We start from the raw sequence: 25,838 nt of genomic DNA, 5'->3' as shown, positions 1-25,838 counted from the left end.
GTACCGCAGAGAAAGCCCTTTCCCGCAGGGAGGCCCGGCCGTGTCCGACGACACCGACGAGTACTTCGATGCCTGATCGGCAGGCACCGCTGCCCGGCGGGATCGGGGTGTCCCGGCTGGGCGTCTACGACACAGTGGCCTCGGACGGCCTGGTCGGCGGCACTCCGCACGTGCACCTGTGCTGCACCGAGGGGTACGTGGTGACCGGCGGCGAGGGCGCGGTGCAGACCCTGACCACCGCCGGTTTCCGGGAGACGCCGCTGCGGCCGGGTGCGGTGGTCTGGTTCGAGCCGGGCACCGTGCACCGCCTGGTCAACGGGGGTGGGCTGACCATCGTGGTGCTCATGCAGAACAGCGGTCTGCCCGAGGCCGGCGACGCCGTGCTGACCTTCCCACCGGAGGTGCTGGCCGACCCGGCCGCGTACGCCGCGGCGGTGGCGTTGCCCGACGGGGGAGCGCCGGGCGCGGACGTGCGCGCCGCGTACCGCAGGCGGGATCTGGCGGTGACCGGCTTCCAGGCGCTGCGAGCCGGCGGGCCGGCGGCGCTGGCCGCGTTCCACGCCGCCGCGATCGCGCTGCGCCAGCCGTTGCTGGCACGGTGGCGGCAGCGGTGGGAGGCCGGCGCGGGCCGCGCCGCCGCCGACACCGCCGCGCAGCTCGACGCCCTGGAGCGGGGGGATCCCGGGCACCTGGGCGACGCCGGGGTGTACGCGGTGGACGAGCCGGTCGAGCGCGGCCGGTTGGGGATGTGCGGCCTCCTCGACACGTATCCGGCCGGCGGCTGACGCGCGGATCCCACCGCCGATCCAGGGTGGACCGTTTGGTGATCCGCTCGGCGAATAGATCGAGGAAAGGCCTTGCCTGGCGTGAGGGTGCCGCCTACGCTCCAGGAAAGCGTTTGCCTGATCCGCCGACCGGCCCGGTCCCTGGGCGCCGAGCCGGGCCCCGAGGAGGTTCCGCGTGACCGAGAACTCTTTGGACACGGCGGGCCGGCAGGCCGCCGACCAGGCGAGCGGTGCGCCCGAGGCCGTCGGCGAGGGTTCGTCCACAGTGGTGCGACGGTCGCCCAGCGGTGGCCGCCCACCGCGTCCGACGCTCGGTCGCCGGGCGGTGGTCTTCGCCGACTCGCTCTGGCGCCCGGCGCTGGTGCTGGCGGTCTTCTTCGTCGCCTGGTGGTTCGTGGCAGCCCGGGAGTACGTCCCGAACTACCTGGTGCCCACGCCCGGCCAGGTCTGGGAGACGATGACCACCCAGTGGTCCGAGTTGGCCCGGCACACCCTTGTCACCCTTTACGAGACGGTGCTCGGCTTCGTGCTGGCCGCCGCGTTGGGCCTGGTCACCGCGGTCGCCATCGCCTACTCCCGCACCCTGGACAAGGCGCTCTACCCGATCGTCCTGTTCGCACAGGTCATCCCGAAGATCGCCATCGCGCCCCTGCTGGTGGTCTGGTTCGGCCTCGGTCTCACCCCGAAGATCATCCTGGCGGTGCTCATCGCGTTCTTCCCGGTGGTCATCTCCGGGGTCGCCGGGCTGCGCTCCACCGACCCGGAGCTGCTCGACCTCGCCGCCACGATGGGTGCCGGGCCGTGGCGCACCTTCCGCAAGATCCGCTTTCCGAACGCGTTGCCGCACCTGATGGCCGGCCTGAAGGTGGCCGTCACCCTCGCCGTGGTCGGTGCCGTGGTCGGCGAGTTCGTCGGCGCCAGCGAAGGGCTCGGCTACGTCCTGTTGCTGGCCAACGGCAACCTCGACGCCCCGTTGCTGTTCGCCGACCTGATCCTGATGTCCGCCATCGGCATCGTCCTGTTCGTCCTGGTCGAGATCGCCGAGGCACTGCTCATTCCGTGGCACGCCAGCCGCCGGGCCGGCGTGTCCCTCACCACCTCCTGACCGACCCCATCACGGAGGCACCGATGAAACGCACCGCCACCACCATCCTGGCCACCGCCGCCCTGCTCCTCGCCGCGACCGGCTGCGGTGGGGACGACTCCGCCGGCAGCACCAACGCCGACGGCAGCAAGCAGGTCACCCTCACCCTGAACTGGGTGCCCTACGGCGAGCACGCGCCCTTCTACTACGGCCTGCAGAAGGGTTACTACTCCGCCGAGGGCATCGACCTGAAGATCCTGCCCGGCAACGGCTCGGGCAACACCGTCAAGCAGGTCGCCCAGAAGCAGACCGACTTCGGCTGGGCGGACAGCCCGGTGCTGCTGAAGTCGGTGGCCAGCGGGATGCCGGTGCGCAGCCTCGGCGCGTACCTGGAGAAGGGACCCTCCTCGGTGGAATTCTTCACCGAGGAGAACGTCAAGACGCCGGCAGACCTCAAGGGCAAGACCGTCGGCGGCACCCCCGGCGACGCCCTCTACGCGACCTTCCCGGCCTGGCTGGAGAAGAACGGCGTCAAGAAGGACGACGTCAAGGTGGTGAACGTCGACGCCGCCGGCAAGATCGCCGCGCTGGCCGAGGGCAAGGTCGACGCCATCATGGGCTTCTTCCACGACCAGGCGCCCACCATCGAGAGCAAGACCGGCAAGAAGGTCGACGTGCTGCTCTTCGCCGACTACGGGATGAACCTGCTCGGCACCGGTCTGATCGCCAACACCCAGACCCTGCAGAAGGACCCGGAGCTGGTCCGCAAGTTCGTCCGGGCCACCCAGAAGTCCTGGGCCGACGCCGCCCGGGACCCGGCCGGTGCGGTGAGCGCGATGGCGGCCCTGGCCGAGAACGAGCCGGCGCCCGAGGTCCTCACCAAGCAGCTGACGCTCAACCTGCCGCTGATCGGCGCGGACGGCCCGCCCGGGGTGAACACCGAAGCCCAGTGGACCGAGACCATCGAGCTGATGTCCCGCTACGCCGAGCTGAAGGACCCGGGGGCGCCCAACGCGTACTGGGACTCCTCGTACGCGGCGCAGGGGTGACCCGGTGACCACCGCGCCGGCAGCCACCGGCACCGCCATCGGGATGTCCGGGCTGACCGTCCGGTTCACCACCCGGCGGTCGCAGACCACCGCCCTGGACGACGTGTCACTGGACATCGAGCCGGGCGAGTTCGTCACGATCGTCGGCCCGTCCGGTTGTGGGAAGTCCACCCTCCTGAAGATCGTCGCGGGGTTGGTCAAACCGACCAGCGGCGAGGTGTCGCTGCTGGAGCGCCCGGTTCGTGGCCCGCAGAAGGAGATCGGCTTCGTCTTCCAGAAGGCCGCGCTGCTGGAGTGGCGCGGCGCCCGAGCCAACATCCTGCTCCAGGCCGAGATGCGCGGCATGGACCGGGCGCTGGCGGCCCGCCGCGCCGACGAGCTGATCGAGATGACCGGCCTGACCGGCTTCGAGAAGGCGCTGCCACACGAGCTGTCCGGCGGCATGCAGCAGCGGGTGGCGCTCTGCCGCGCCCTGCTGCACTCCCCGCCGGTGCTGCTGATGGACGAACCGTTCGGCGCCCTGGACGCGCTGACCCGGGAGCAGATGAACGCCGAACTGCACCGGATCTGGCGGGAGACCGGGACGACAGTGGTGCTGGTCACCCACTCCATCGCCGAGGCGGTCTTCCTCGGCACCCGGGTCGTGGTGATGAGTCCCCGGCCCGGCCGGATCATCCGCATCTTCACGGTCGAGCTGCCGGCGCACCGCGACTACGCGCAGGTGATGTCGGATCCCCGCTTCGACCGGCTCGCCACCGACCTGCGTGGGTTGCTCGGCAGCGCGGCCGCCAACCACTGAACGCGGATCGGCACGACCAGCACGACGGAAGGAACACCATGACCCGCAGGTCGATCGGCATCATCGTCAACGGCGTGACCGGACGGATGGGCTACCGGCAGCACCTCGTCCGGTCACTGCTGGCCATCCGCGAAGCCGGCGGTGTGGCGTTGGCCGACGGCACCACCATCTGGCCGGAACCGGTCCTTGTCGGACGCAACGAGACGAAGCTCCGGGAGCTTGCCGAGCGGCACGGGCTGACCGACTGGACCACCGACCTGACCTCGGCGCTGGCCCGCGACGACGTCGAGATCTACTTCGACGCGCAGGTCACCCAGCAGCGGGAGAAGGCGATCCGGCAGGCCATCGAGGCCGGCAAGCACATCTACACGGAGAAGCCCCTGGCCGAGGACACCGCCGCCGCGCTCGACCTGGCCCGGGCGGCGGACGCGGCCGGCCTACGCACAGGTGTCGTGCAGGACAAGCTCTTCCTGCCCGGCCTGCGCAAGCTCAAGCGCCTCATCGACGGCGGCTTCTTCGGCCAGATCCTCTCCGTGCGCGGCGAGTTTGGGTACTGGGTCTTCGAGGGCGACTGGCAGCCCGCACAGCGGCCGTCGTGGAACTACCGGGCCGAGGACGGCGGCGGCATCGTGGTCGACATGTTCCCGCACTGGCACTACGTGCTGGAGGAGCTGTTCGGTCGGGTCACGGCCGTCTCCTGCGTGATCGCCACCCACGTGCCCGAACGGATCGACGAGGCCGGTCACACCTACGCGGCCACCGCCGACGACGCCGCGTACGGCATCTTCGAACTCGACGGCGGGGTGATCGCGCAGATCAACTCGTCGTGGACCGTGCGGGTGTACCGCGACGAGCTGGTGGAGTTCCAGGTCGACGGCACCGAGGGCAGCGCGATCGCCGGCCTGCGCAACTGCCGGGTGCAGCACCGGTCGGTCACCCCGAAGCCGGTGTGGAACCCGGACCTGCCGGCCACCGAGGACTTCCGCGCCCAGTGGGCCGAGGTGCCCGACAACGAGGAGTTCGACAACGGCTTCAAGGTGCAGTGGGAGGCGTACCTGCGGCACGTCGTGGCCGGCGAGCCGTTCCGGTGGGACTTCCTGGCCGGCGCGCGCGGGGTGCAGCTCGCCGAGCTGGGCCTGCGCGCGGCCCGCGAGGGCGCCCGTGTCGAGGTGCCGGAGTTGCGCTCATGAGCGCCGAGGTGGTGCTGCCCGGTGGACGGCGGCACCGGCTCGGCGGGGGCGGCGGTTTCGCCCCACCGGACGCGCCGCCGACCAGCCGGATCGCGTACGCCGCCGCGCACGTGGTCGCCGACCCGGGCGCGGAGAACGTGCCGGGTGCCCCGGCGGCGGTGGACTGGGACACCACCCTCGCCTTTCGGCGGCACCTCTGGTCGTACGGGCTGGGGGTCGCCGAGGCGATGGACACCGCCCAGCGGGGGATGGGGCTGGACTATCCGGCCACCCGGGAGCTGATCCGCCGTAGTGCCGCCGAGGCTCGCGCGGTCGGTGGGCGGATCGTCGCCGGGGTCGGCACCGACCAGCTGCCGGTCGGCCCGGCAACCCTGGCGGCGGTCACCGCCGCGTACGCCGAGCAGCTCGACGACGTCCGCGCGGCCGGCGCCCGACCGGTCCTGATGTGCAGCCGGCACCTCGCCGCCGCCGCGCGCGGCCCGGAGGACTACCTGCGGGTGTACGACGAGCTGCTGAGCGCCGCCGACGAACCGGTGGTGCTGCACTGGCTGGGTCCGATGTTCGACCCGGCGTTGACCGGTTACTGGGGTGCTGTCGACCTGGACCTGGCCGCCGACACGGTCATCGAGCTGATCAAGGCACACCAGTCCAGGGTGGACGGCATCAAGGTGTCGCTGCTGGACGCCGACCGGGAGATCGCGTTGCGCCGCCGTCTGCCGGCCGGGGTACGTCTCTACACAGGTGACGACTTCCACTACCCGGAGCTGATCCGGGGTGACGAGGTGGGCCACTCCGACGCGCTGCTCGGGGTGTTCGCGGCAATCGCGCCGGCCGCCGCCGCCGCGCTGGCCGCCCTCGACCGGGGAGACCTGACGGCGTACGACGAGATCTTCGCGCCGACCGTGCCGCTGGCCCGGCACCTGTTCGCGGCGCCGACCTGGCACTACAAGACGGGGATCGTGTTCCTGGCCTGGTTGGCCGGCCACCAGGACCACTTCACGATGGTCGGCGGCGCGCAGTCCGGCCGGTCCCCGGCGCACCTGGCCACCCTGCTCACCCTGGCCGACGCGGCCGGGCTGCTGCCCGACGCCGACCTGGCCGCCGCCCGCGCCCGAGCCTTTTTCACGGTGGCGGGGGTGGAGCAATGAGCCTCGCGCGTTTCTCGTTCAACCAGGCCACCGCCCAGCGTTGGCCGCTGCCCGACGTGGTGGCCGGTTGCGTGGCGGCCGGTGTGCCGGGCATCGGCCTGTGGCGGGAGCCGGTCGCCGAGTACGGGTTGGCCCGTTCGGCGAAACTGGTCCGTGACGCGGGCCTCGCGGTCACGTCGCTGTGCCGGGGCGGGTTCTTCTCCGCCGACGACTGGCGCGCGGTGAACCTGCGGGCCATCGAGGAGGCCGCCGCCCTCGGGGCCCCGGAGCTGGTGCTGGTGTCCGGTGGTCTGGCGGCCGGCAGCCGGGACGTCGACGGCGCCCGGCGTCGGGTCGCCGACGCGATCGGAGAGCTGGCCCCGCACGCCGAGGCCGCCGGGGTGCGGCTGGACATCGAGCCGCTGCACCCGATGTTCGCCGCCGACCGGTGCGTGATCGCCACCCTCGGCCAGGCGCTGGACATCGCCGAGCGGTTCGACCCGGCGGTGGTCGGCGTGGTCGTGGACGCGTACCACGTCTGGTGGGACGACACGGTGTACGCGCAGATCGCGCGGGCCGCCGCCCGGATCGCCGCGTTCCAGGTCTGCGACTGGGTGACCCCGCTGCCGGAGGGGGTGCTGCTCGGGCGGGCGCTGCCCGGCGACGGGTGCATCGAGCTGCGTCGGCTGCGCGAGGCGGTCGACGCGGCCGGTTACGTGGGACCGATCGAGGTGGAGGTCTTCTCCGCCGAGGTGTGGGCGCGTCCGGGCGCGGAGGTGCTCGACGCGGCGATCGCCGGCTACCTGCGCCACGTTGTCTGACATCCCCGAACGGCGGTGGCCGGCGGCGGTCGGCGCCTGGCTGGGCATCGGCACCGCGCCCGCCACGCTTGTGCTCGGCGCGGCGATGGCCGCCCGGCACGGCGGCGCGGTGCCGGTGGCCGGGCTGCTGGTCGGTGGGACGCTGATGGCGGCGCTGCTCTGGGGGCAGGGCCGGATCGGGCTGCACCGGCCCCTCGGCGACGGCGGGACGTTGACCGCTGTGCTGCCCGCGTACCTGGGGGACACCTCGCGTCTGCTGCTGGCGGCGGTGCTGGCCGTCTCGATGGTCGGTTGGAACGGGTTCAACGTCGGGCTCGGCGGGGCCTCCCTGGCCGCGCTGACCCACCTGCCGGGCTGGGCCGGGCCGGCGTTGCTGGAGGTGGCGGTCCTCGCCGTCTCGTGGGGGCCGGCCCGGCTCGGCAACCGGGTCGCGGTGGTCACCACGCTCAGCGCGGTGGTGCTGGTCGGCTGGTGCCTGACGGTGCTGCCACCACCCGGTGCGCCGGTCCGCCTGGCCGCCGGTGGGCTCGCCGACGCTGGCGCGCTGATCGGGTACGCGGCCGTGTTCGCGCTGCGCGCACCGGACTTCAGCGTGGGCCTCGCCCGGCGGCGGGACCTGGCCTGGTGTGTGGGACTGCTGATCGGGCCGGCGCTGCTCGGGGTGCTCGCCGGTGCCGGCCTGTGGCTGCGTACCGGCTCGGCCGACGTGGTCGCGTTGCTGGCCGCCGGGTCGGGGTTGGCCGCGTACGCGAATCTGTTCGTCGCGGTGGCGGTCTTCGCGGCGGCGCTGACCACCACGTACTCCGGCTCCCTGGCGTTGCGTGGCCTGGCGCCCCGGATGCCGGCGCGGGCGGCGATGCTGCTCGTCGCGGTGCTCGGCGGGGTGCTGGCGGTGGCACGGTTCGACCGCCTGGTGCTGCCCTGGCTGACCCTGTTGGCCGCCGCGTTGCCGGTGCTTGTGGTGCCGATGGCCGTGGAGGCCGCTGCCCGTCGGCGCGGTCGTGTCCCGCGGACCGTGCCCGCCTGGTGCTGGGTGCCGCCGGCGCTGCTCGCGGTGGCCTGCACCCTCGCCGGGGTCGGCGTCGCCCCGCTGCTCGGGCTGGCCCTGGCCGGGGTGTGCACTCTGCTCTGGCGGCATCGCGAAGACGCGACCTAGGTCAGCGGTTCGGTCGGGGCGCGTTCACCCTGCTCTCATGGCATCGGGAAAACTTGATCTAGGCGTGGCCGGCGGAACGTGATCTTATACGCACCGGCGATCCGTAACACCGTGCAAACCAACGATTAACCGTCGGCGGCTTAGGTGGGGGAGCGCTCCCATGAGCGGGTCGCGATCGATTGCAAAGCTCCACAAGGGAGCAACCGAAAGGAGCCTCGTGGCTACAGGCACGAGCGGCAACAGGCTGCGAAGACTGGCGATACCTACGCTTGTCGTCGCCCTGATCACCGGTACCACCGGTGTCGCGGGAACGGCGTCGGCCGCACCCGCAGGTTCACCCGGCAGCGGCGCCGGCTACTTCACCGCCGGGTCCGACCAGAAGGTCACCCTGACCGACGGGGCCGACCGCCGACCCGGCGGCAACCGTGCGGCCACGCCGAAGGCAACCGGCTCCGGCATGTACGTCGTCGAGCTGGCCGAGGACCCGTTGACCACGTACGCCGGTGGTGTGTCCGGGTTGGCCCGGACCCGCCCGGCGGTGGGCAACCGGCTGGACGTGACGTCGGCGCCGTCGCAGGCGTACCGCCGGCACCTCGACGCGCAGCGAACCGCTGTCACCGCCGCAGCCGGTGTCACTGTCAACGCGGTCTACACCAACGCCTTCAACGGGTTCTCCGCGAAGCTGACCGCCCAGCAGGCGACCACGTTGCGGGCCGACAAGCGGGTCCGCGCCGTCACCGCCTCGCGGGCCCTTGGCACCCCGACGCCTCCGCCCACCGCGACCCCGCCCGCCGCGACCCCGCCCGCCGCCGCTTCCGGCGAGGGGGACAAGCCAGCGGCGACGGGTCTCGCCGGCCGGCCGGCCAAGCCCGGCCCCGGCACGGGCGCGGGCATGGTGATCGGCGTCCTGGACACCGGCATCTGGCCGGAGAGCGCGTCGTTCGCCAAGAAGATGCCCGCACCCGCGACCTGGCGCGGCACCTGCCAGACCGGCGTCGCCTTCGTGGCCGAGCACTGCAACGGCAAGATCGTCGGCGCCCGCTACTTCGCCGACTCGTGGCTCGCCGACGGTGGCTCGGTGCCCGACGGTGAGTTCCTGTCCCCCCGCGACGCGTCCGGACACGGTACCCACACCGCGTCCACCGCGGCCGGTCTGCCGATCTCGAACGTCACGATCGACGGTCGCCGCTTCGGCCCCGTCTCCGGCGTGGCCCCGGACGCCCAGATCGCCGTCTACAAGGTGCTCTGGGGTGGCATGGGCTACGACGCCGACATCATCGCCGGCATCGACGCGGCAGTCGCCGACGGCGTGCAGGTGATCAATTTCTCGATCGGCTCGCAGCTCGGCGACTGGGAGGCCAACACCCCCATCGGCATCGCCTTCCTCAACGCCACCCTGTCCGGGGTGTTCGTGGCGGCGTCGGCGGGCAACACCGGCATCGTGAGCGGGGCCATCAGCAACGCGGCACCCTGGGTGACCACTGTCGGCGCGGCGGTGACGAACCTCGACGAGGCGACCATCAAGCTCGGTGACGGCACGAAGCTGGTCGGCGGCTCACTGGACGCGTTGCCCGGTGGCGACGCACTGCCGATGGTCTTCGGCGACCAGGCCGGATCGCCGGACCTGGGCGCGGTGTACTGCGAGCCGGGCAGCCTCGACGCTGCCAAGATCAAGGGCAAGGTGGTTGCCTGCGCCCTGTCCGACACCTTCGCGTCCGCCGCCGAGGTGAAGGAGAAGGGCGGGGCTGCGATGGTGCTGTTCGACCCGGTCGGCAACTACCGGGTCAACTCCATCTACAACTTCCCGGTGGTCTACCTGCCGACCGAGAAGCAGGCCGGCACGTTGTTCAACTACCTGATGCGCCACCCCACCGACGCGAAGGCGTCCGTGCGCACCGGCGGTGACGGTTCCAGCGTCCCCGGCGTACCCAGCGTGGCCGACTTCTCCTCCACCGGCCCGGACAAGGTGACCCTCGGCGTCTTCAAGCCCGACCTGGTCGCGCCGGGGTCGGACATCATCGCCGCGGTCTCACCAGCGGGCAACTTCGGGCGGCAGTACGACGCGTACTCAGGCACCTCGATGGCGTCGCCGTACGTGGCCGGCGCGGCAGCGATCCTGCATGCCACGCACCCGGACTGGTCGCCGGGCAGGATCGCCTCGGCGCTGCGCACCACCGCCACCGACACCGTTGGCACCAGCAGTCCCCTGGACCAGGGCAGCGGCTTCATCAACCTGGCCGGGGCCACCGACCCGGGACTGGTCATCGAGCCGACCGCGGCGGAACTGGTCAAGTTCAGCGAGACGGCCGAGCCCGACGGCAAGGAACTCAACCTGCCGGCCATCTCACTGCGAGAGTACGACGGCACCCGGCCGGTGACCCTCACCCGCACCCTGACCAATGTGGGCACGGCGCGGGAAACGTACCGTTCGTCGGTGTCCGGCCTGCCCGGCATGAAGGTCACCGTGTCACCCGCGTCGGTGACGTTGGCGCCCGGCAAGTCCGCGACGGTCACCATCACCGTGCGTCGCGGCAGCGCCCCCTGGGACCGGTACGTGACCGGGTCGATCACCTGGCACGGCAGGACCCACACCGCCCGGATTCCGGTCGCTGCCCGTCCGTGGGGGATCGCCGCCCGGCCGTACGCCGACGACGGCGAGGAATTCGCCCGGATGACCAACGGTGCGTTCGGCCAGGTCCAGCCGGGCTTCACCGGGCCGCTCGCCGGTCGCAGCACCGGGTACACGCCGATGCAGCGGGAGTCGTACTCGATTCCGGCCGGCGTCTACGGCGGGGTGTTCGACCCGAAGGCATCCGGCGTGAAGAAGGTTGACTTCACCGTGCCAGCGAACACTGCCGGCATCATCGTCGAAGCCAACACCGAGGACCCGAACACGAACCTTGACCTCTACCTGTACAAGGGCGACACCCTGATCTACAGCAGTGACAGGTACTGGACCAGCGCGGAGCAGGCGTACAAGTTCCTGCCCGAGCCGGGGCGCTACACCGCCTACGTCTTCGCGCAGGTGCCCGGTGGCCCGGTGGTCGATGTCGACCTGGGCTACGCCATCGTCGGCCGTAACGCCAAGTACGCGGGTGCCACGCTGACGCTGCCCTCCACGGCAGAGCGCAATCAGGGCTTCAACTTCACGCTGAAGCCAAAGAAGCCGCTGGCCGAGGGCGACTTCTGGGCGTACACCGAGTACCGCACCAACGGCACTGTGGTCCCCGGCAACCTCGTCTACACCCAACAGGGTTCCTGGCAGTAACCCGTGTCATGAACGGTGGGGCGGTGCCGGTGTGCACCGCCCCACCGTCGCTCCGTCACCGACGGCACCGCGGCGGCTAGCGGTCGTACCTGCCAACGTCCATCCGGAGGGTGGCCCCGGTCAGGTCAGGTGCGGGCGCGCGCGGGCTCGGGCTGCCGGGATTTACCCGCGCCGCAACGTAGATCTTGGACAGTTTCCGTTACGCGAGAACGGAAAGTGTCCAAGATCTACGTTGCCGGCTCCCGATCAGCGTCACCGGCACGGTCGGGGACCGTCTGACGCACCGACGACTCGGCTCACCGAGCCGGTGAAGTGGATCGTCTGGGCATAACGCCGTTTGGTGACCAACCGCGTGGTGTGGGCCGGTGGCGGGCGTGTGGATCTCCGCCCGCCACCGGCCGGCGGTCAGGTGACCGTTATGGTCAGGTTGAGCGAGCGGGTCTCCCCGCTGGTGTAGGTGACCGTCACCCGGGCGGTGAAGGTCCCCTTGCGGGGATAGCTGTGTGCCGTCGACCGGAGGGTGGCCCCGTGCGTGATGGCGCTGTTGTCGCCGAAGTCCCACGCGTAGTCGGTGATGCTCTGCCCGGACGGCGCCGTCGCCGTGGCGGTGAGCGTGGTGGTCAGGGGCGCGGTGCCGCCGGTCGGGCTGGCGGCCAGGGACAACGTCCCGCCCGGCTCCTGCTTGACCCCGGCGCCGTTGAACCGTAGCCAGTCCAGGGCGAGCAGGTCCGGGGTGCCACCGACCTGGGCGGCGTTGACGAACTTCGCGTACAGGGTCGTCGTGCCTGTGGGTTTGTTGGTCAGCGTGACGGTGGGGGAGACCAGGTTGTCCCACCCGCCGGTCGACCCGATGCCTGCCGTGCCGATCAGCGTGCCGGTGGGCGAGCCGGTCCGCAGTTCGATGGTGCCGCCGAGCCCGCCGTTGGTCACCCCGAGCGTCACCGAGCCGATGTTGCGCAGGTCCGCCGGCCCGAACGCCACCCAGTCGTTGTGGTCGACCTCGCCGAGCCGCTTGCCGGCGCGGGCGGTGGCCCGGTCGTTGACAGTGACGCCGGACTGCGCGCTGAAGTGCTCGGCCTCCTTGCTCTTCGGCTGCAACTGGACCCGGGTCGAGCCGGTCAGCGCGGGTACGCCGCCGGCCGCGCCGCCGTCGGTGTACTGCGCGGTGATCAGGGTGTAGAGGTTCTGCCCCGGCCCGTGGCCGTCACCGGCGTCCGCCTCGGTGGCGAGAAGCCCCGAGCAGCCGGTGTAGACGTCCAGCGGGTGGGCGTGCTGGTCGTGACCGAGCTGCGTCTGCACTGTCACCTTCGCGCAGTCGATGGTGGTCTCCTCCGGGTCGGTGACCGTCACCGTGTACGGGATCTTGTCCCCGAAGTCGAAGAACCCGCCGTCGGGCACGGTGATGGTCACCGTCGGTCGGGTGTTGCCGACCACCACGTCGGTCACCGCGGTGGCGGTCAACCCGTTGCCGCTGTTGCGGATGGTCAGCCGGGCGGTGTGCTTCCCGGCCGTCGAGTAGGTGTGGCCCGGGTTGGCGGCGGTGGAGTCGGTGCTGCCGTCGTTGGTGAAGTCCCAGGCGTAGCTGAGCGCCGACCCGTCACCGGCGGACGACCCGGCCGAGGAGAACGTCACCGCGAGTGGTGTACGACCGCTGTCCGGGGTGGCGGCGATCTTCGCGGTCGGTGGCCGCCCGTTGGCGACGTAGTCGATGCGGTAGATGCCCGCGCCGGCGTTGCTGCCGCCGCGACCGCTGCCGGTGCCCTCGCCGAAGTCGATGACGTAGAGCGAACCGTCCGGGCCGAACTCGGCCTCGAAGGGCTGGATCCAGCTCATGTTGTCGAAGATCCCGTTTATCGACTGGAGGTCACCCACGGCGGTGGGGCCGAAGCGTGTGTTGCTGAAGGTCTGCGCCGTCTTGTGGATCGAGAGCGTCTTGAACCATCTGCGGGTCAGCTCGTAGGTGATCCACTTGCCCTCGAAGTACTCGGGGAACTTCGTCGTGCGGGTGTTGGCCGGGTCGTAGTCGTAGACCGGGCCGCTCATCGGCCCGCCACCGCCGGTGCCCAGCTCGGGAAACTGGGTGGAGGCGGAGTACGCGTACCAGACCAGCGCCGACTTCGCCGCCGGCAGGGTGCTCAGGCCGGTGTTGTTGGGCGAGTTGTTCACCGGCGCCGCGCAGTTGAACTTCGCCCCCGAGGTGTTGGTGGCGAAGTTGTAGTCGTTGAACGGGATGTTGTTGCCCACGCAGTACGGCCAACCGAAGTTGCCGGCGCTGGTGATCCGGTTGAACTCGACAGTCCCCTCCGGACCACGGTTGGCGTCCGCCGCGCGGGCGTCCGGGCCGTAGTCGGCCACCAGCACCGCGTTGGTCTGCGGCTCGATGGTGATCCGGAACGGGTTGCGCATACCCATCGCGTAGATCTCCGGCCGGGTCCTCGCGGTGCCGGCCGGGAAGAGGTTGCCGCTCGGCACGGTGTACGTACCGTCGGATTGTGGGGTGATCCGCAGGATCTTTCCGCGTAGGTCGTTGGTGTTGCCGGCGGTGCCCTGGGCGTCCCAGGCGGCGCGGCCGGCGCGCTCGTCGACAGGGGTGTAGCCGCTGGAGGCGAACGGGTCGGTGTTGTCGCCGATCGCCGCGTAGAGCCGCCCGGCCCCGTCCATGGCCAGCGATCCGCCCATGTGCGAGTTGGCCCGGCCCTCGCCCCGGTAGGTGGGGACGGTCAGCAGGCGTTTCTCCGAGGAGAGCGCGACGCTGTTGTTGGCGACAGTGAACCGGGACAGGTTGAGCTGTTTCAGGGTCTTGTCGGACCAGAGCAGGTAGACCCAGCCGTTGCTGGCGAAGTTGCGGTCCAGGGTCATCCCGAGCAGCCCGTCGGACTGGTCGGTCATCGCCGAGGTGTAGGCGAGGTCCAGCAGCGTGGTGACCTGGAGGGTGTCGGAGTTGACCACCTTGAGCGCGCCCGTGCGCTGGATGTAGTAGACCTTCCGGTCCGGGCCGACGGCCAGCTCGAACGGGTCGGCCAGGTTCTCGGTGACCAGCCCCACCCGTTCGAAGTTGCTGGTCTTGGTGGCCGAGCAGTCACCGGCGACCGCGCCGGCCGCCCACTCGATGCCGTAGCGCAGGTGCTCCAGGAACGTCGGGGTGCCGAACTGGGAACTGGCGTGCCCACCGGCGGTGAACCAGGACCGGCCGCCGTCGTAGCGCTGACACCAGGAGTACGCGTGGTCGACGCCCTCGTCCAGGCCGTTGATCCCGTCGCGCACCTTGATCTGCGCGAGGGTGTGCACGTTGCCGGTCGGGTTGGTCCGCCAGTTGTACCACTCCTCGCTCTGCTCCCAGAGCTCCGGCAGGTTGCGCGTCGACGGGTGCGCCCGGTCGAGCACCTTGACCCGGCCGGGGAAGGTGCCGCCGGTGGACGAGAAGTCGGGGTGGTAGTCGAAGATCGTGCCGACCAGGCCCTCGTACCAAGGCCAGTCGCGTTCGCTGGCCGAGGCGGCGTGCAGGCCGGCCCAACCGCCGCCGTTGCGGATGAACGTCTGCAACGCGGCCCGCTGGCTGGCGTTGAGCAGGTCACCCGAGGTGGGCAGGGAGTTGGTGTTGTTGAAGACCAGGGCGTCGAAGGTGGCGAGGTTGGCGTCGGTGAAGGCCGCCGCGTCGGTGGTGGCGACGACCTCGAAGTTGTGGGCGGCGCCGAGCTGCTGGATCGCGGCGATGCCGGCCGGGATCGAGTCGTGGTAGAAGTTGGTGATCTTGGAGAAGACCAGCACCCGGAAGCGCGGGGCGGCCTCGGCGGGCAGGGCGGTGGTGGTGCTCACCACTGTGGCGATGGCGAGCAGGATCAGGCAGAACGCACGGAGGTGTCGGGGCATGGGGGCGCTCCCTGTCGGACGGTGAGGGTCGGAAAGCGCTTTCTCGCTGCCCACATCACGGTACTGACAGCCAGTGACGACCGTCAATAGCCCTCTGGTAAGCGGTTTCCCGCTCTGTCGGCGTCCGTGCGTCGGCGGGCCCCACGAGCCCACGGGTACGCCTTAGGATGGCCCCTGGACACGTCCCGTGACTCTCCGGATGCGGCGTGTCCATCGACCTGGGGAGGTCTCGTGACGGTGCCGTCCACGTCGGAATTGCCCGAGGGCCGCTGTGCCGAGCGGATCGACACCACGACCGTGCATCCGGCTCGCCGCTACAACTACTGGCTGGGCGGCAAGGACAACTTCGCCGTCGACCGGCAGTCCGGTGACCAGATCGCGGCCGTCTACCCGGGGGTGCGCACGCTCGCCCGGGAAAACCGGGCCTTCCTCGGCCGGGCGGTCCGGTTCCTCGCCGAGGAGGTCGGCGTCCGGCAGTTCCTCGACATCGGCACCGGCATCCCGAGCGCCGACAACACCCACGAGGTGGCCCAGTCCGTCGCCCCCGACTCCCGGGTGGTCTACGTCGACAACGACCCGATGGTGCTGGTGCACGCCCGAGCGCTGCTGACCAGCAACCCGGCCGGCGTAACCACCTACCTGGACGCCGACCTACGCGACCCGGAAACGATCCTCGCCGACCCGCAGCTGCACGCCACACTGGACCTCTCCCAGCCGGTGGCGCTGGTGCTGATCGCCGTGACGCACTTCCTCACCGACGACGACCGCCCACACGAGCAGATCGCACGCCTGCTCGACGCGCTGCCGTCGGGCAGCTGGCTGGCGCTGACCCACTTCACCACCGACCACATCCCCGCCGAGATCGTCACACGGATGGAGGCCGAGTTCGCCGCCGGTCGGATGAAGCAGGACGCCGTACCCCGCGACCGCGCCGAGTTCGCCCGCTTCTTCACCGGCCTGGAACTGGCCGAACCGGGCATCGCCCCGGTCAGCGAGTGGCGCCCGCAGGTGCCGCCGGAGCAGCGTCCGCCCCTGGCCGATGCCTCCATCTACGGCGCGGTGGCCCGCAAGCCCTGACCGGGCGTGCGGGCCGGGTTTGTCCGAACGCGGGGCATGCCCCCGGTGTCCAGGCCACCTGCGCGTCCGCTGGAGACGGGTGGTGCGTACACCGTCGGCAGACTGGTCAGGCAAACGCCTGCGGGGCGAAGCTGATGCCACCCCGTTCGGCCATCCGGACCACCCGACGGCCGTAGCGCGGGGGTTGGCGTAGGTACAAGGTGTAGCCCGACGCCTGGAACCTCAGGTCCATGTCGCGTCCCTCCAGGTGCCAGCGGCGCTCCCCCGAGCGTGCGGGAGCCTCCTGACGCAGGTCCTTCAACTCGAACGGCAGGCACACCGATTGCAGGTCGCCGACGATGTCCCAAACGTTGTGGAAGATGAGCGTGGCCGGCGCGACCCAGAAATGAATGTCCCGCATCGGTCCGGGATCGACCCGGCGAACGACGTAGTCGAGGTCGAGATGCAGCTGCAAGGCCGACGGTGCGGTGGGGTCGAGATCGTCGTCCTCGCGGTAGTCCAGGGTCGGATTCTCAGGCGGACCCTCGTCACCGGTGACGGCGAGCGCGTGGATCCGGCAGTAGTCCCACGGCGTCTCCACCAGGTCCTGATCCGTCAAGGTGGCCTTCCGAAGACCGGACTCGGGGTGCACAACCGTCGTCATAGAACGATTATCGACGGCTCACCGGGGCGACGTGACCCGCTGAGCGATAGATATGCCTCTGTGTCATATCGCTCTTCATGAACCTGGCCGCGGCGCCGGGCGCCGGGCAATGCTGGCCCTGCCCGCAGAACGGCCGCGCGAGTCCGGACCGGAGGCAACGAGTGGATGTCAGCCTTGCGACGAGCGCCGGCAGGGCCGATCGGCCGAACGAGGACTTCGTCGGCGCGGTTCCCGGCGCCGTCGTCCTGCTCGACGGTGCCGGCATTCCCGGAGCCGAGCATCTCTGCTTCCACGGCGTCGCCTGGTACACGCACCGCCTCGGCGGCGCGCTGCTCGGCCACCTGTCGCGCGGCGACGGGCGAGACCTCGCCGCGATCCTCGCCACCGCCATCGGTGAGATCGCCGCCGAGCACGGCGACACCTGCGACATCGCGGATCCGAGCAGCCCGCAGGCCACGGTCGCGATGGTCCGCGCCGACCAGGACCGCCTGGAATGGCTCCTGCTCGCGGATTCCTACCTCGTCCTCGACCGGGTCGATGGCGGCCCGCTGGTGGCCACCGATGAGCGCGAGATGACTGCCCGGCGCGAGTGCGCGGCGCCGCTGGCCGGCGTCGTTCGCGGAACACCGGAGTACGACCGGGTGCGGGCCTCCTGCGTCACCGCGCTGCGTGCCCGCCGTAACCAGCCGGGCGGCTACTGGGTCGCCAAGGACGACCCGCGTGCGGCGCGGGAGGCGGTGACCGGCGGCCGGTCCCTCGCCGACCTGAACGGTGTCGCGTTGCTCAGCAACGGTGCCAGCCGCATCGTCAACCCGTACGGTCGGACCGACTGGTCGGGCGTGCTGGACCTGCTTCGCGCCAGCGGGCCGGCCGGCGTCATCGCCCTCGTCCGGCAGGCCGAGGCGCAGACCTCCGGTGGTGCGGATGCGCACAGCCCGGACGACGCCACGGTGGCCCACTGCACGCACCTGCCGCCGTGAGCACCTGCCCGCGTGGCGAGATCGTGCTCTGCTTTATGCGTGAGACGGGGGAGCTGCGACAGAAGCTCGGTCGTCCGACCCCTCCGGCAGGCTGATCGGCGCCGCGATGATCCGGCTGGGCGCCACCGGCGCGTCCCGGCCGGTGCCCCGCCGGCTGTCGCCACCGGAGGATTCCTCGTGGTAGTCCCGCTCCACGTTGACCGACCAGACGTCGTGCGTACTCCCGGTGGCGATGTTCTCGGCGGTGAGCATCGCGGTCAGCATCGAGTGGTCCTGGTTGTTGTAGCGGTGCATGCCGTTGCGTCCGACCGGGTGTACGTTCGGCACCGCCTCGGCCAGCCAGGCCCGGATCACGTCCACGTTGTGCTGGTAGCGCTCGTCGTACACCGGGTAGGCCTTGGGCATGCGCACGACGTAGCCGGCCTCCACCACGCCCTGTCGAACCAACCCCAACCGCTCCAGCTCCGCGGTGGCGAGGGCCACCAGGTCGGCATCCGGGGTACGCCACATCTCGTCGTCCTCGAACACGAAGTACTCCAGGCCCAGGCAGGTGCGACCGTCCTTGACGAGGTACGGCGACCAGGAGCCGAAGTTCTGGATCCGGCCCACCCGTACCCCCGGGTCGTGCACGTAGATCCAGTTGTCCGGGAACGAGAACTCCGCCGGCACGACCAGGGCGACAGTCAGGAAGTCGCGGTAGCGCAGGTCGGCCGCGCAGGCCAGCACCTCCGGCGGCGCCGGCGGGTGCAGCGCGGTCACCAGCTCCGAGATCGGCATGGACGAGATCACGTGGTCGGCGGCTTCGGTACGCTGCCCGCCCGCGCCGTTGACCGTCACGCTGATCGCCCGCCGCCTGGCCGGGTCGCGGTGCACGGCGGTGACCCAGCTGCCGGTGGACAGCTGCCCGCCCCGCTCGCGGACCTGCTCGGCACAGCGCTCCCACATCATCCCCGGCCCGTACTTCGGGTACTGGAACTGCTCGATCAGGCTTGTCACGTCGGTGCGCCGACGCCGGGGCAGCAGCGCGTTGCGGATCGCCGTGGCCAGCGACAGGTTCTTGATCCGCTGCGCCGCCCAGTCGGCCTGCAACCGGTCCGCCGGCATACCCCAGACCTTCTCGGTGTACGTCTTGAAGAAGATCGAGTACAGCCGCCAGCCGAACCGGGCCGACACCCAGCCCTCGAAGTGTGACTGGTCCCGTGGTGGCCGCAACCGGGCGCGGGCGTACGAGCCGAGGCAACGGGCGGCCTCCGGCAGGCCCAGGTTCCGCAGCGCGTTCACGGCGCTGAGCGGGTAGTTGAACAGGGCGCCCCGGTAGAAGATGCGGCTCATCCGGGGCCGGGTCAGGAAGTCCTCGTCCGGCAGGATCTCGTGCCAGAACGCCTCCACCCGTGGCACCTTGGTGAAGAACCGGTGCCCGCCGATGTCGAACCGCCATCCGTCGCGCTCCACGGTGCGGCTGATCCCGCCGACCACCTCGTCGGCCTCGAACACCTGGACCGACCGGCCGTGCCGAAGCAGCTCGTACGCCGCGGTGAGCCCGGCCGGTCCGGCACCGATGACCACCGTGCCGTTCTGCTCGCTCATGCTGGTGCGCTCCCTGCTCACCGCCATGGTTGAGGCGCGGCGACTACCCGTTATGCGCAGAATGTCACACTTAGTGATAGCTGGTCCTCGCTTCGGCGGGGCGCGCTGCGGCGTACCACGAGAAGAGCGACTCCCCACGCGGCCGGCGGCCCGGGGGAGCGGGGGGAGCGGGGCGGATGGACCGGTGGCGCGGCGGCGCGGCGGCGCTGGCGGCCCGGGCGGTCGCGGCGGGCCGCGGTGGAGCGCGCCTGGCCCGTCGGGTGCCGGCGCCCTGGCCGTACGTCATCGGCCTGTTCCTCGGCGCGAAGCTGCTGCTCACAGTGCTCGGGCTCCTGGTCCTGCACGCCTGGGACGGCATCCCCGGGGCCCCGCCGCCGGACGAGGCGTTGATGTGGGCACAACAGCGCGAGATCTCCGGGCACCGGTGGATCTCCTTCTGGTTCGCCTGGGACTCCCTGCTCTACCTGCGGCTGAGCACCCTGCCGCTGACCGGGCCGTGGGTGGACTTCGGCTTTCCCCTGCTGTACCCGTTCCTGGCCCGGCCGGTCGGCGTGCTGCTCGGCGGCGACACCGCCCTCGCCCTGTTGCTGATCAGCAACGTCGCGTTCCTGCTGGCCCTCTGGTACGGCTACCGCCTGGCGGAGCTGCTGCTCGGCGACGCGCACGCGGCCCGCCGGTTCACCCGGTATCTGGTGCTGCTGCCGACCGCGTTCCTGTTCCAGGCCGCGCTGACCGAGTCGCTCTTCGTCTGCCTCGCGTTGGCCGCCTTCTACTACGCCGAGCGCCGTCGGTGGCTGTTGGTCGGTGTGGTCGGCTACTTCCTGGCGATGAGCCGTTCCGTCGGCCTGCTCGTGGTGCTGCCGCTGGCCCTGGTGCTGCTCCGGCAGCACGACTGGCGGCTCGGGCCGCGTGCCCTGCTCGGCTACATCCGGATCGGCTGGCCGTTGCTGCTGCTGCCCGCCGGTTGGTTCACCTTCATGGCGTACTGCCGGTGGCGGGGTGGGGACTGGTTCGCCTACCAGCACGCCCAGCAGACCGGATGGGGAATCGAGGTGCAGAACCCCCTGCCGGTGCTGCTGAACGGCTTGGCCGGGGAGCCGCGCGACGCCGCTCGGGTGTGGTTCGCCGTGGCCGTTCTCGCCGTGCTGGTCGCCGGGTTCCGCCGCCGGGAGCTGGCCTACCTGGTGTACGGCGTCCTCATGGTGTTGGTGCCGCTGTCGATGGGCCCGCCGGTGTACAAGAGCCTGTTGCGTTATCTGCTCGCCGCGTTCCCGGTGGCGCTGGTGCTGGCCCGTTGGGCTCGCCACGCCAGCGTCGACGTGTGGCTGACCGCGACGCTCGCCCTGGTGCAGGGCGTGCTGTTCGTGCTCTGGCTCAGCTACTGGACCCACACGATCATCTGATCGGGCTGCGCCCCCGACGTGACCCAGGCGCCGCACCTGTGCGAACCTGCCACCCGTCGTTGCAAGCGCACCCTTCCTGGAGGCCCGGTGTTCGCCCTGCCGCTGACCGAGGACGTCGAGCTGCGCCCGCTGAACCCGTGGCGAGCCGAGGAGTTCCTCGCCCACCTCGACCGGGCCCGCGAGCACATCCAGCCCTGGGTGTCGCCGTCCTTCGTCGCCACCGACCTGCCGTCGGCCCGTGCGGTGCTGCAGCGGTACGCCGACCTCTGGGCCAGCGACAGCGGCGGCATCTGGGGGCTGTGGTGGCGCGGCACACTCGTCGGTGGGGTCATGTTCGTGTCATTCGACGTGACCCGGGGCGTCTGCGAGGTCGGTTGCTGGGTGGAGCCGGCGGCGCAGGGCAGGGGCCTGGTCGCCCCGGCGGTGCGCCGGATCGTCGACTGGGCGGTGCGCGAGCGCGGCATCCAGCGGGTGGAGTGGCGTACCAGCGCCGACAACACCCGCAGCAAGGCCCTCGCCGACCGGCTCGGCCTGCGCCTCGACGGCACGTTGCACCAGGTCAGCCCGGGTCCGCACGGTCGGATCGACAGTGAAATCTGGTCGGTGCTGGCCGACGAGTGGCCCGCCCCGCCACTTACCGTCCACTGACGACAGCGAATAGTTGTCATACCCGCGCGGCACCATGCATCCATGGCCGTCCCCGCGCTCACCTCTCATTCCGACCCGCCGCGTTCCGTGCCGCTGCGTGAGGCGCGCACCCGGTTCAGCCAGCTCGTCGCGCTGGCCGAGCTGACCGACGCGGTCACCGTCGTCACCCGCGACGGCGATCCCCGCCCGGTCGCCGCGATCGTCCCCGCCGCAGCCGCCCGCAGCGGCGCACAGGCCCGCGCCGACGCCGACCGGCTCGCCACTGTCACCGCCGGCTGGGCCCGCCGCCTCGACGAGCAGCACCGGCGCAGCAGTCAGCGGCACGCCGCCGAGCTGGGCGCGGTCCGCGCGGCGCTGGCCGAGGTGTGGGCCGAGCTGGATCGCCGAGTCGTCCCGGGCAGCGACCCGACGTTGGCCCGACTGCGCGCCGCACACGCCGACCTGCTCGCCGGCTGACCCCGGTTCGCGCTGCTGGTTCCGGCCCGTCAGCCGGTGGCCGGGTAGGCGTGGGTCTCGGTCGCCTTGACCGCCACCCAGACCCTCTGGCCGAGGATCAGCCGCAGCTGGGCGGCGGCGGCCGGCGTGACGTCAGCGGCCACCCCGATCGGCCCGTCCAGTTGCACCCGCACGTTGTCACCGTGGCGCTGGACACCGGCAACGGTGCCCGCCCAGGTGTTGCGCGGGCTACCCTCCGGCCGGGCCGGGTGCAGAGCCACCGCGGCCGGGCGGAACGCCACGAACGCTTCACCCTCCAACCGGTCGGCGACCGTGAGGGTCAGCTCCGGCGAAACCCGCACCCCGTGCCCGTCGGCGCGGCCCCGGTACAGGTTCAGCCCGACCAGCCGGGCGACGTAGTCGGTGCGTGGGCGGGCGGTGACGCTCGGCCCGTCGCCCTCCTGCACCACCCGGCCACCCTCGACGATGACCAGTCGGTCGGCCAACGCCAGCGCGTCCAGCGGGTCGTGGGTGACCAGCACCGTCGCGCCCGCATGGGCGGACAGGTGCCGGTGCAGCTCCGCGCGGGTGTCCAACCGGGTGCGGGCGTCCAGCGCGGCGAGCGGCTCGTCCAACAGCAGCAGCGACGGTGCCACGGCCAGCGCGCGGGCCAGCGCCACCCGCTGCGCCTGACCGCCGGAGAGCTGCCGAGGCCGGCGCTGCGCCTGCGCGTCAAGCCCCACCCGGCCCAGCCACTCCCGGGCCGTGGCGCGGGCGGCCCGCCGCTCGACCCCGTGCCGGCGCGGCCCGAAGGCGACGTTGTCCAAGGCGCTGAGGTGCGGAAAGAGCAGGTAGTCCTGGAAGACCACGCCGATCGACCGGTGTTCGGTGGGCACCCAGCCCCCGGTCGCCGGGCGGTCCAGGTCGACACCGTCGACAGTGACGTGCCCCTCTGTGAGGGGATGCAGCCCGGCCAGCGCCCGCAGCGCAGTGGTCTTGCCGGCGCCGTTCGGGCCGAGCAGCGCCACCACCTCGCCCGGCGACACCCGCAGCGGCACGTCGAGCCGGAAGGCGCCCCGGTCGACGACGAGCCGGGCGTCGAGGAGTGGATCGCTCATGCGGTGGTCATCCAGCGGTCCCGCAAGGCGACCAGGATCCCCACCGACACGACGAGCAACACCAGGCTGAGCACGATCGCGGACTCCACATCGGTCTCCAACGCCAGGTAGACGGCGAGCGGCATGGTCTGCGTACGACCGGGATAGTTGCCGGCGAAGGTGATGGTGGCACCGAACTCGCCGAGCGCCCGCGCCCAGCACAGCACCGCCCCTGCGGCCAGGCCGGGCGCCACCAGCGGCAGCGTGACGTGGGTGAAGGTGGTCCACCGGCTGGCGCCCAACGTCGCCGCGGCCTCCTCGTAACGGTGGTCGGCCGCGCGCAGCGCACCCTCCACGGCGATCACAAGGAACGGCATGGCGACGAACGACTCGGCCAGCACGACACCCGTGGTCGTGAACGGCAGAGTGATGCCGAACGTGGCGTCGAGCCAGCCGCCGACCAGCCCACGCCGGCCGAAGACCAGCAACAACGCCACCCCACCGACCACCGGCGGCAGCACCAGCGGCACAGTGACCAGCGCGCGTACCAGCCGACGGCCGGGAAACTCGACCCGGGCCAACATCCAGGCGAGCGGCACCCCGAGCAGCAGGCAGAGCGCGGTGGCCAGGGTGGCGGTCTGCACCGACAGCCGCAGAGCCGTCAACGCGCCCGGCTCGGTGAGCCGCTCCGGCAGGGTCGTCCACGGTGCCCGGATCAGCAGCCCGGCCAACGGCAGGACCAGGAACAGCAACCCCAGCCCGGCGGGGATCAGCAGCGCCGCCGGCACCCGCCCCCGCCGTCGCGGCGTTGCCAGTCGCCCACGGGGTGGGTTGTCGTCGTGGACCTGCCTCACGGAGCCTGGAACCCCGCCTCGGTGAGAACCGCCTGCGCCGGCGCCGAGCGGACGTACGCGACGAAGGCCCGTGCGGCGTTCGGATTCGGCGCGTCCTTCAACGCGACGATCGGGTAGTCGTTGACCGCCCGCGCCGACTCGGGAAACTCCACGCCGGTCACGTCGGCACTCGCCGCCCGCGTGTCCGTGCGGTAGACCAGCGCCGCGTCTACCTCACCAAGCCTCACCTTGGCGAGCGCGCCCTTGACGTCCCGTTCCAGGGTGACCGGCGTCAGCGCGACGCCCGCCGCGTCCAGGGCGATGCGGGCCGCCGCACCGCAGGGCACCTGACTGGCGCAGAGCGCCACCTTCACACCCGGGCTGGTCAGGTCGGCCAGGCCGGCCACCGCCTTCGGATTGTCCCGGGGCACCGCGATCACCAACTGGTTGCGGGCGAAGACGCTCGGTGTGCCGTCGGCGTTGCCGGCCTCGGCGACCGTCGTCATGTTCGCCGGAGCGGCCGAGGCGAACACGTCCGCCGGGGCGCCCTGGATGATCTGGTTGGCCAGAGCGGAACTGCCGGCGACGTTGAGGATCACCCTGCTGCCCGGGTTGACGGCCTCGAAGTCCTTCCCGACGCGGGTGAACGACTCGGTCAGCGAGGCGGCCGCGAACACGGTCACCGTGCCGCTCACCCGGCCGTCCCCGCTGCCGCCGGTTGCCCGGTCGGCGCTCCCGCCGCAGCCGGCCACCACCAGGGCAGCCGCCACGAGTACGGCCACCGCCGTGCGCCTGCTCCGCGCCCTCATCCGCCCGACCGTCCCCGCCCTCATCCGCCCGACCGTCCCCGCGTTCATCCGGCCGACCGTCCCCGCGCCGGGGCGGGTGCGGCCCGCTCCACCACGACCGTGGTCGACTTGATCACCGCAACGGCCACCGAACCGACCCGCAAATCGAGCTCGTCGACGGCCTCCCGGCTCATCAGCGACACGACCCGAAACGGGCCCGCCTGGATGTCGACCTGGGCCATCACCGTGTCCTTGCGGACGTCGACGACGATGCCGCGCAGCCGGTTGCGGGCCGAGGAGAACTCGGCACCAGCGTCCGGGTCGGCGGCCTGAGCGCGAGCGAACGCCGCCAGGTCGACGCCGTCGACGACCCGGTGACCGTGCTCGTCACGCCCGGCCGTCAGGCGCCCGGCGTCCACCCAGCGGCGAATGGTGTCGGCGCTGACGCCGAGCAGGTCGGCGGCCTCCCCGATCCGGTACGTCATCACCCGCTCACCTTAACGCCTGCATTTGCCAGGGCGGAAGCCTGATGTGGGCAGCAACCGCGTGGACAAGTGGATGTCAAGGCCAGCAGTTGCGTCTTCCTGTGCCGCCTCAGGACGCATCCGGCTCCCTCGGGGCGCCCGCAAGAACCAGGATGTGAACACCGTTGCCTTAGCGATCGGTTGCTGTGGGCGCAAGGGCGCGGTGAACCCAGGTCCGTCACTCCCGAAACGCCCCGCCCGCGCCGATCTTGCAGTTTCGGTCGCCAGTATGAGTGGAATGCTCGTTATGCCGCGACAGAAAGTGCATGATCGCCGAGCGGAGGCCCACGTCTCGGCGATCATGGAGTTGTGGTGCCTGTTTTGGCAAGTTACGAGCGTTTTGTTGCCCACCACAACTCCATGATCGGCGAGGTGGTGCCGGTTGGCGAACAGCCGTTCCCGCCAAACGCAATGGCGTTGAACTTCCTGGTTCCAGCACGATCTTGGCGCGGGGCGCGGGGCGCGGGGCGCGGGGCGCGGGGCGCGGGGCGCGGGGCGCGGGGCGCGGGGGCACCCTGAACTCGCTCCCGGTCGGCCGGACGTGGTGATCGCCGTCAAGATCCGGGCGATATCGGGGATGTTGCTGTCTCGCGGGCGTCGGAGACAGCAACATCCGGGAAGTTGCGTAGATCGTGGGGCGCGGGCGCGGGGTGTGCGGCGGGGGGGGGGGGTTG

General features: G+C 71.4%; 21 protein-coding genes. 14 read left to right on the top strand and 7 right to left on the bottom strand.

Going from position 1 to position 25,838, the window contains the following annotated elements:
* Positions 1–68: 68 nt before the first annotated feature.
* The 9 genes from KBX71_RS17525 to KBX71_RS17485 all read left to right on the top strand — a co-directional run bounded on the left by KBX71_RS17525 (position 69) and on the right by KBX71_RS17485 (position 11,279).
* A complete protein-coding gene (locus KBX71_RS17525) occupies positions 69–785 on the top strand; it encodes a cupin (RefSeq protein ID WP_210819079.1) in 717 nt (238 codons plus the stop codon).
* 175 nt (positions 786–960) lie between these two features.
* Positions 961–1,890: an ABC transporter permease gene (locus KBX71_RS17520; RefSeq protein WP_210819078.1), complete on the top strand. Its 930-nt coding sequence runs from the start codon at positions 961–963 to the stop codon at positions 1,888–1,890.
* 23 nt (positions 1,891–1,913) lie between these two features.
* Positions 1,914–2,918, top strand: a complete 1,005-nt coding sequence (locus KBX71_RS17515; protein ID WP_210819077.1) for an ABC transporter substrate-binding protein — start codon at positions 1,914–1,916, stop codon at positions 2,916–2,918.
* Between the two features lie 43 nt (positions 2,919–2,961).
* Positions 2,962–3,717, top strand: a complete 756-nt coding sequence (locus KBX71_RS17510) for an ABC transporter ATP-binding protein (RefSeq protein ID WP_247683656.1) — start codon at positions 2,962–2,964, stop codon at positions 3,715–3,717.
* A gap of 38 nt (positions 3,718–3,755) precedes the next feature.
* Complete coding sequence (locus tag KBX71_RS17505; RefSeq protein WP_210819075.1) at positions 3,756–4,907, top strand: Gfo/Idh/MocA family protein; 1,152 nt, start codon at positions 3,756–3,758, stop codon at positions 4,905–4,907.
* Positions 4,904–6,055 (top strand): dihydrodipicolinate synthase family protein, encoded by a 1,152-nt coding sequence (locus KBX71_RS17500; protein WP_210819074.1) that lies wholly within the window; start codon positions 4,904–4,906, stop codon positions 6,053–6,055. Before KBX71_RS17505 ends, KBX71_RS17500 begins: the two co-directional genes overlap by 4 nt.
* Positions 6,052–6,855 carry a sugar phosphate isomerase/epimerase gene (locus KBX71_RS17495; RefSeq protein WP_210819073.1) on the top strand — a complete coding sequence of 268 codons (804 nt, stop codon included), beginning with the start codon at positions 6,052–6,054 and terminating at the stop codon, positions 6,853–6,855. Before KBX71_RS17500 ends, KBX71_RS17495 begins: the two co-directional genes overlap by 4 nt.
* A complete protein-coding gene (locus tag KBX71_RS17490; RefSeq protein WP_210819072.1) occupies positions 6,848–8,011 on the top strand; it encodes a hypothetical protein in 1,164 nt (387 codons plus the stop codon). Before KBX71_RS17495 ends, KBX71_RS17490 begins: the two co-directional genes overlap by 8 nt.
* A gap of 217 nt (positions 8,012–8,228) precedes the next feature.
* Positions 8,229–11,279 carry a S8 family serine peptidase gene (locus KBX71_RS17485; RefSeq protein ID WP_307847126.1) on the top strand — a complete coding sequence of 1,017 codons (3,051 nt, stop codon included), beginning with the start codon at positions 8,229–8,231 and terminating at the stop codon, positions 11,277–11,279.
* 405 nt (positions 11,280–11,684) lie between these two features.
* Here KBX71_RS17485 and KBX71_RS17480 read toward each other — a convergent pair whose 3' ends face one another.
* A complete protein-coding gene (locus KBX71_RS17480; protein WP_210819070.1) occupies positions 11,685–15,149 on the bottom strand; it encodes a ThuA domain-containing protein in 3,465 nt (1,154 codons plus the stop codon).
* A gap of 231 nt (positions 15,150–15,380) precedes the next feature.
* On the opposite strand from KBX71_RS17480, the gene KBX71_RS17475 reads away from it, so the two are divergent.
* The gene (locus KBX71_RS17475; RefSeq protein WP_307847125.1) at positions 15,381–16,226 is read left to right on the top strand and encodes an SAM-dependent methyltransferase; all 846 of its coding nucleotides are present in this window, start codon (positions 15,381–15,383) and stop codon (positions 16,224–16,226) included.
* 106 nt (positions 16,227–16,332) lie between these two features.
* On the opposite strand, the gene KBX71_RS17470 is transcribed toward KBX71_RS17475, so the two are convergent.
* Entirely contained in the window at positions 16,333–16,869 is a 537-nt protein-coding gene (locus KBX71_RS17470; protein ID WP_210819069.1) for a hypothetical protein, read from the bottom strand.
* Between the two features lie 161 nt (positions 16,870–17,030).
* On the opposite strand from KBX71_RS17470, the gene KBX71_RS17465 reads away from it, so the two are divergent.
* Positions 17,031–17,849 carry a hypothetical protein gene (locus tag KBX71_RS17465; protein ID WP_210819068.1) on the top strand — a complete coding sequence of 273 codons (819 nt, stop codon included), beginning with the start codon at positions 17,031–17,033 and terminating at the stop codon, positions 17,847–17,849.
* A 33-nt stretch (positions 17,850–17,882) separates the two neighbouring features.
* Here KBX71_RS17465 and KBX71_RS17460 read toward each other — a convergent pair whose 3' ends face one another.
* The gene (locus tag KBX71_RS17460; protein ID WP_210819067.1) at positions 17,883–19,436 is read right to left on the bottom strand and encodes an NAD(P)/FAD-dependent oxidoreductase; all 1,554 of its coding nucleotides are present in this window, start codon (positions 19,434–19,436) and stop codon (positions 17,883–17,885) included.
* Positions 19,437–19,612: 176 nt separating this feature from the next.
* Between KBX71_RS17460 and KBX71_RS17455 the strand changes: the two genes are divergently transcribed.
* The 3 genes from KBX71_RS17455 to KBX71_RS17445 all read left to right on the top strand — a co-directional run bounded on the left by KBX71_RS17455 (position 19,613) and on the right by KBX71_RS17445 (position 21,943).
* On the top strand, positions 19,613–20,839 hold the full coding sequence (locus KBX71_RS17455) for a hypothetical protein (RefSeq protein WP_210819066.1): 1,227 nt from the start codon (positions 19,613–19,615) through the stop codon (positions 20,837–20,839).
* 87 nt (positions 20,840–20,926) lie between these two features.
* On the top strand, positions 20,927–21,487 hold the full coding sequence (locus KBX71_RS17450; protein WP_210819065.1) for a GNAT family N-acetyltransferase: 561 nt from the start codon (positions 20,927–20,929) through the stop codon (positions 21,485–21,487).
* Positions 21,488–21,529: 42 nt separating this feature from the next.
* Entirely contained in the window at positions 21,530–21,943 is a 414-nt protein-coding gene (locus KBX71_RS17445) for a type II toxin-antitoxin system Phd/YefM family antitoxin (protein ID WP_210819064.1), read from the top strand.
* 29 nt (positions 21,944–21,972) lie between these two features.
* Here KBX71_RS17445 and KBX71_RS17440 read toward each other — a convergent pair whose 3' ends face one another.
* The 4 genes from KBX71_RS17440 to KBX71_RS17425 are packed head-to-tail and all read right to left on the bottom strand — an operon-like array spanning position 21,973 to position 25,125.
* Positions 21,973–23,040 (bottom strand): ABC transporter ATP-binding protein, encoded by a 1,068-nt coding sequence (locus tag KBX71_RS17440; RefSeq protein ID WP_210819063.1) that lies wholly within the window; start codon positions 23,038–23,040, stop codon positions 21,973–21,975.
* Positions 23,037–23,873, bottom strand: a complete 837-nt coding sequence (locus KBX71_RS17435) for an ABC transporter permease (RefSeq protein WP_374102612.1) — start codon at positions 23,871–23,873, stop codon at positions 23,037–23,039. Before KBX71_RS17435 ends, KBX71_RS17440 begins: the two co-directional genes overlap by 4 nt.
* Positions 23,870–24,661, bottom strand: a complete 792-nt coding sequence (gene modA, locus KBX71_RS17430; RefSeq protein ID WP_210819062.1) for a molybdate ABC transporter substrate-binding protein — start codon at positions 24,659–24,661, stop codon at positions 23,870–23,872. The genes KBX71_RS17435 and modA overlap by 4 nt, the downstream gene beginning before the upstream one ends.
* A gap of 44 nt (positions 24,662–24,705) precedes the next feature.
* Positions 24,706–25,125, bottom strand: a complete 420-nt coding sequence (locus tag KBX71_RS17425; RefSeq protein ID WP_247683647.1) for a MerR family DNA-binding transcriptional regulator — start codon at positions 25,123–25,125, stop codon at positions 24,706–24,708.
* Positions 25,126–25,838 lie beyond the last annotated feature (713 nt).

This window comes from Micromonospora sp. D93 (assembly GCF_018070365.1).
Taxonomy (GTDB): Bacteria; Actinomycetota; Actinomycetes; order Mycobacteriales; family Micromonosporaceae; genus Micromonospora; species Micromonospora ureilytica.
This window is presented reverse-complemented; position numbering and strand designations above follow the sequence as displayed.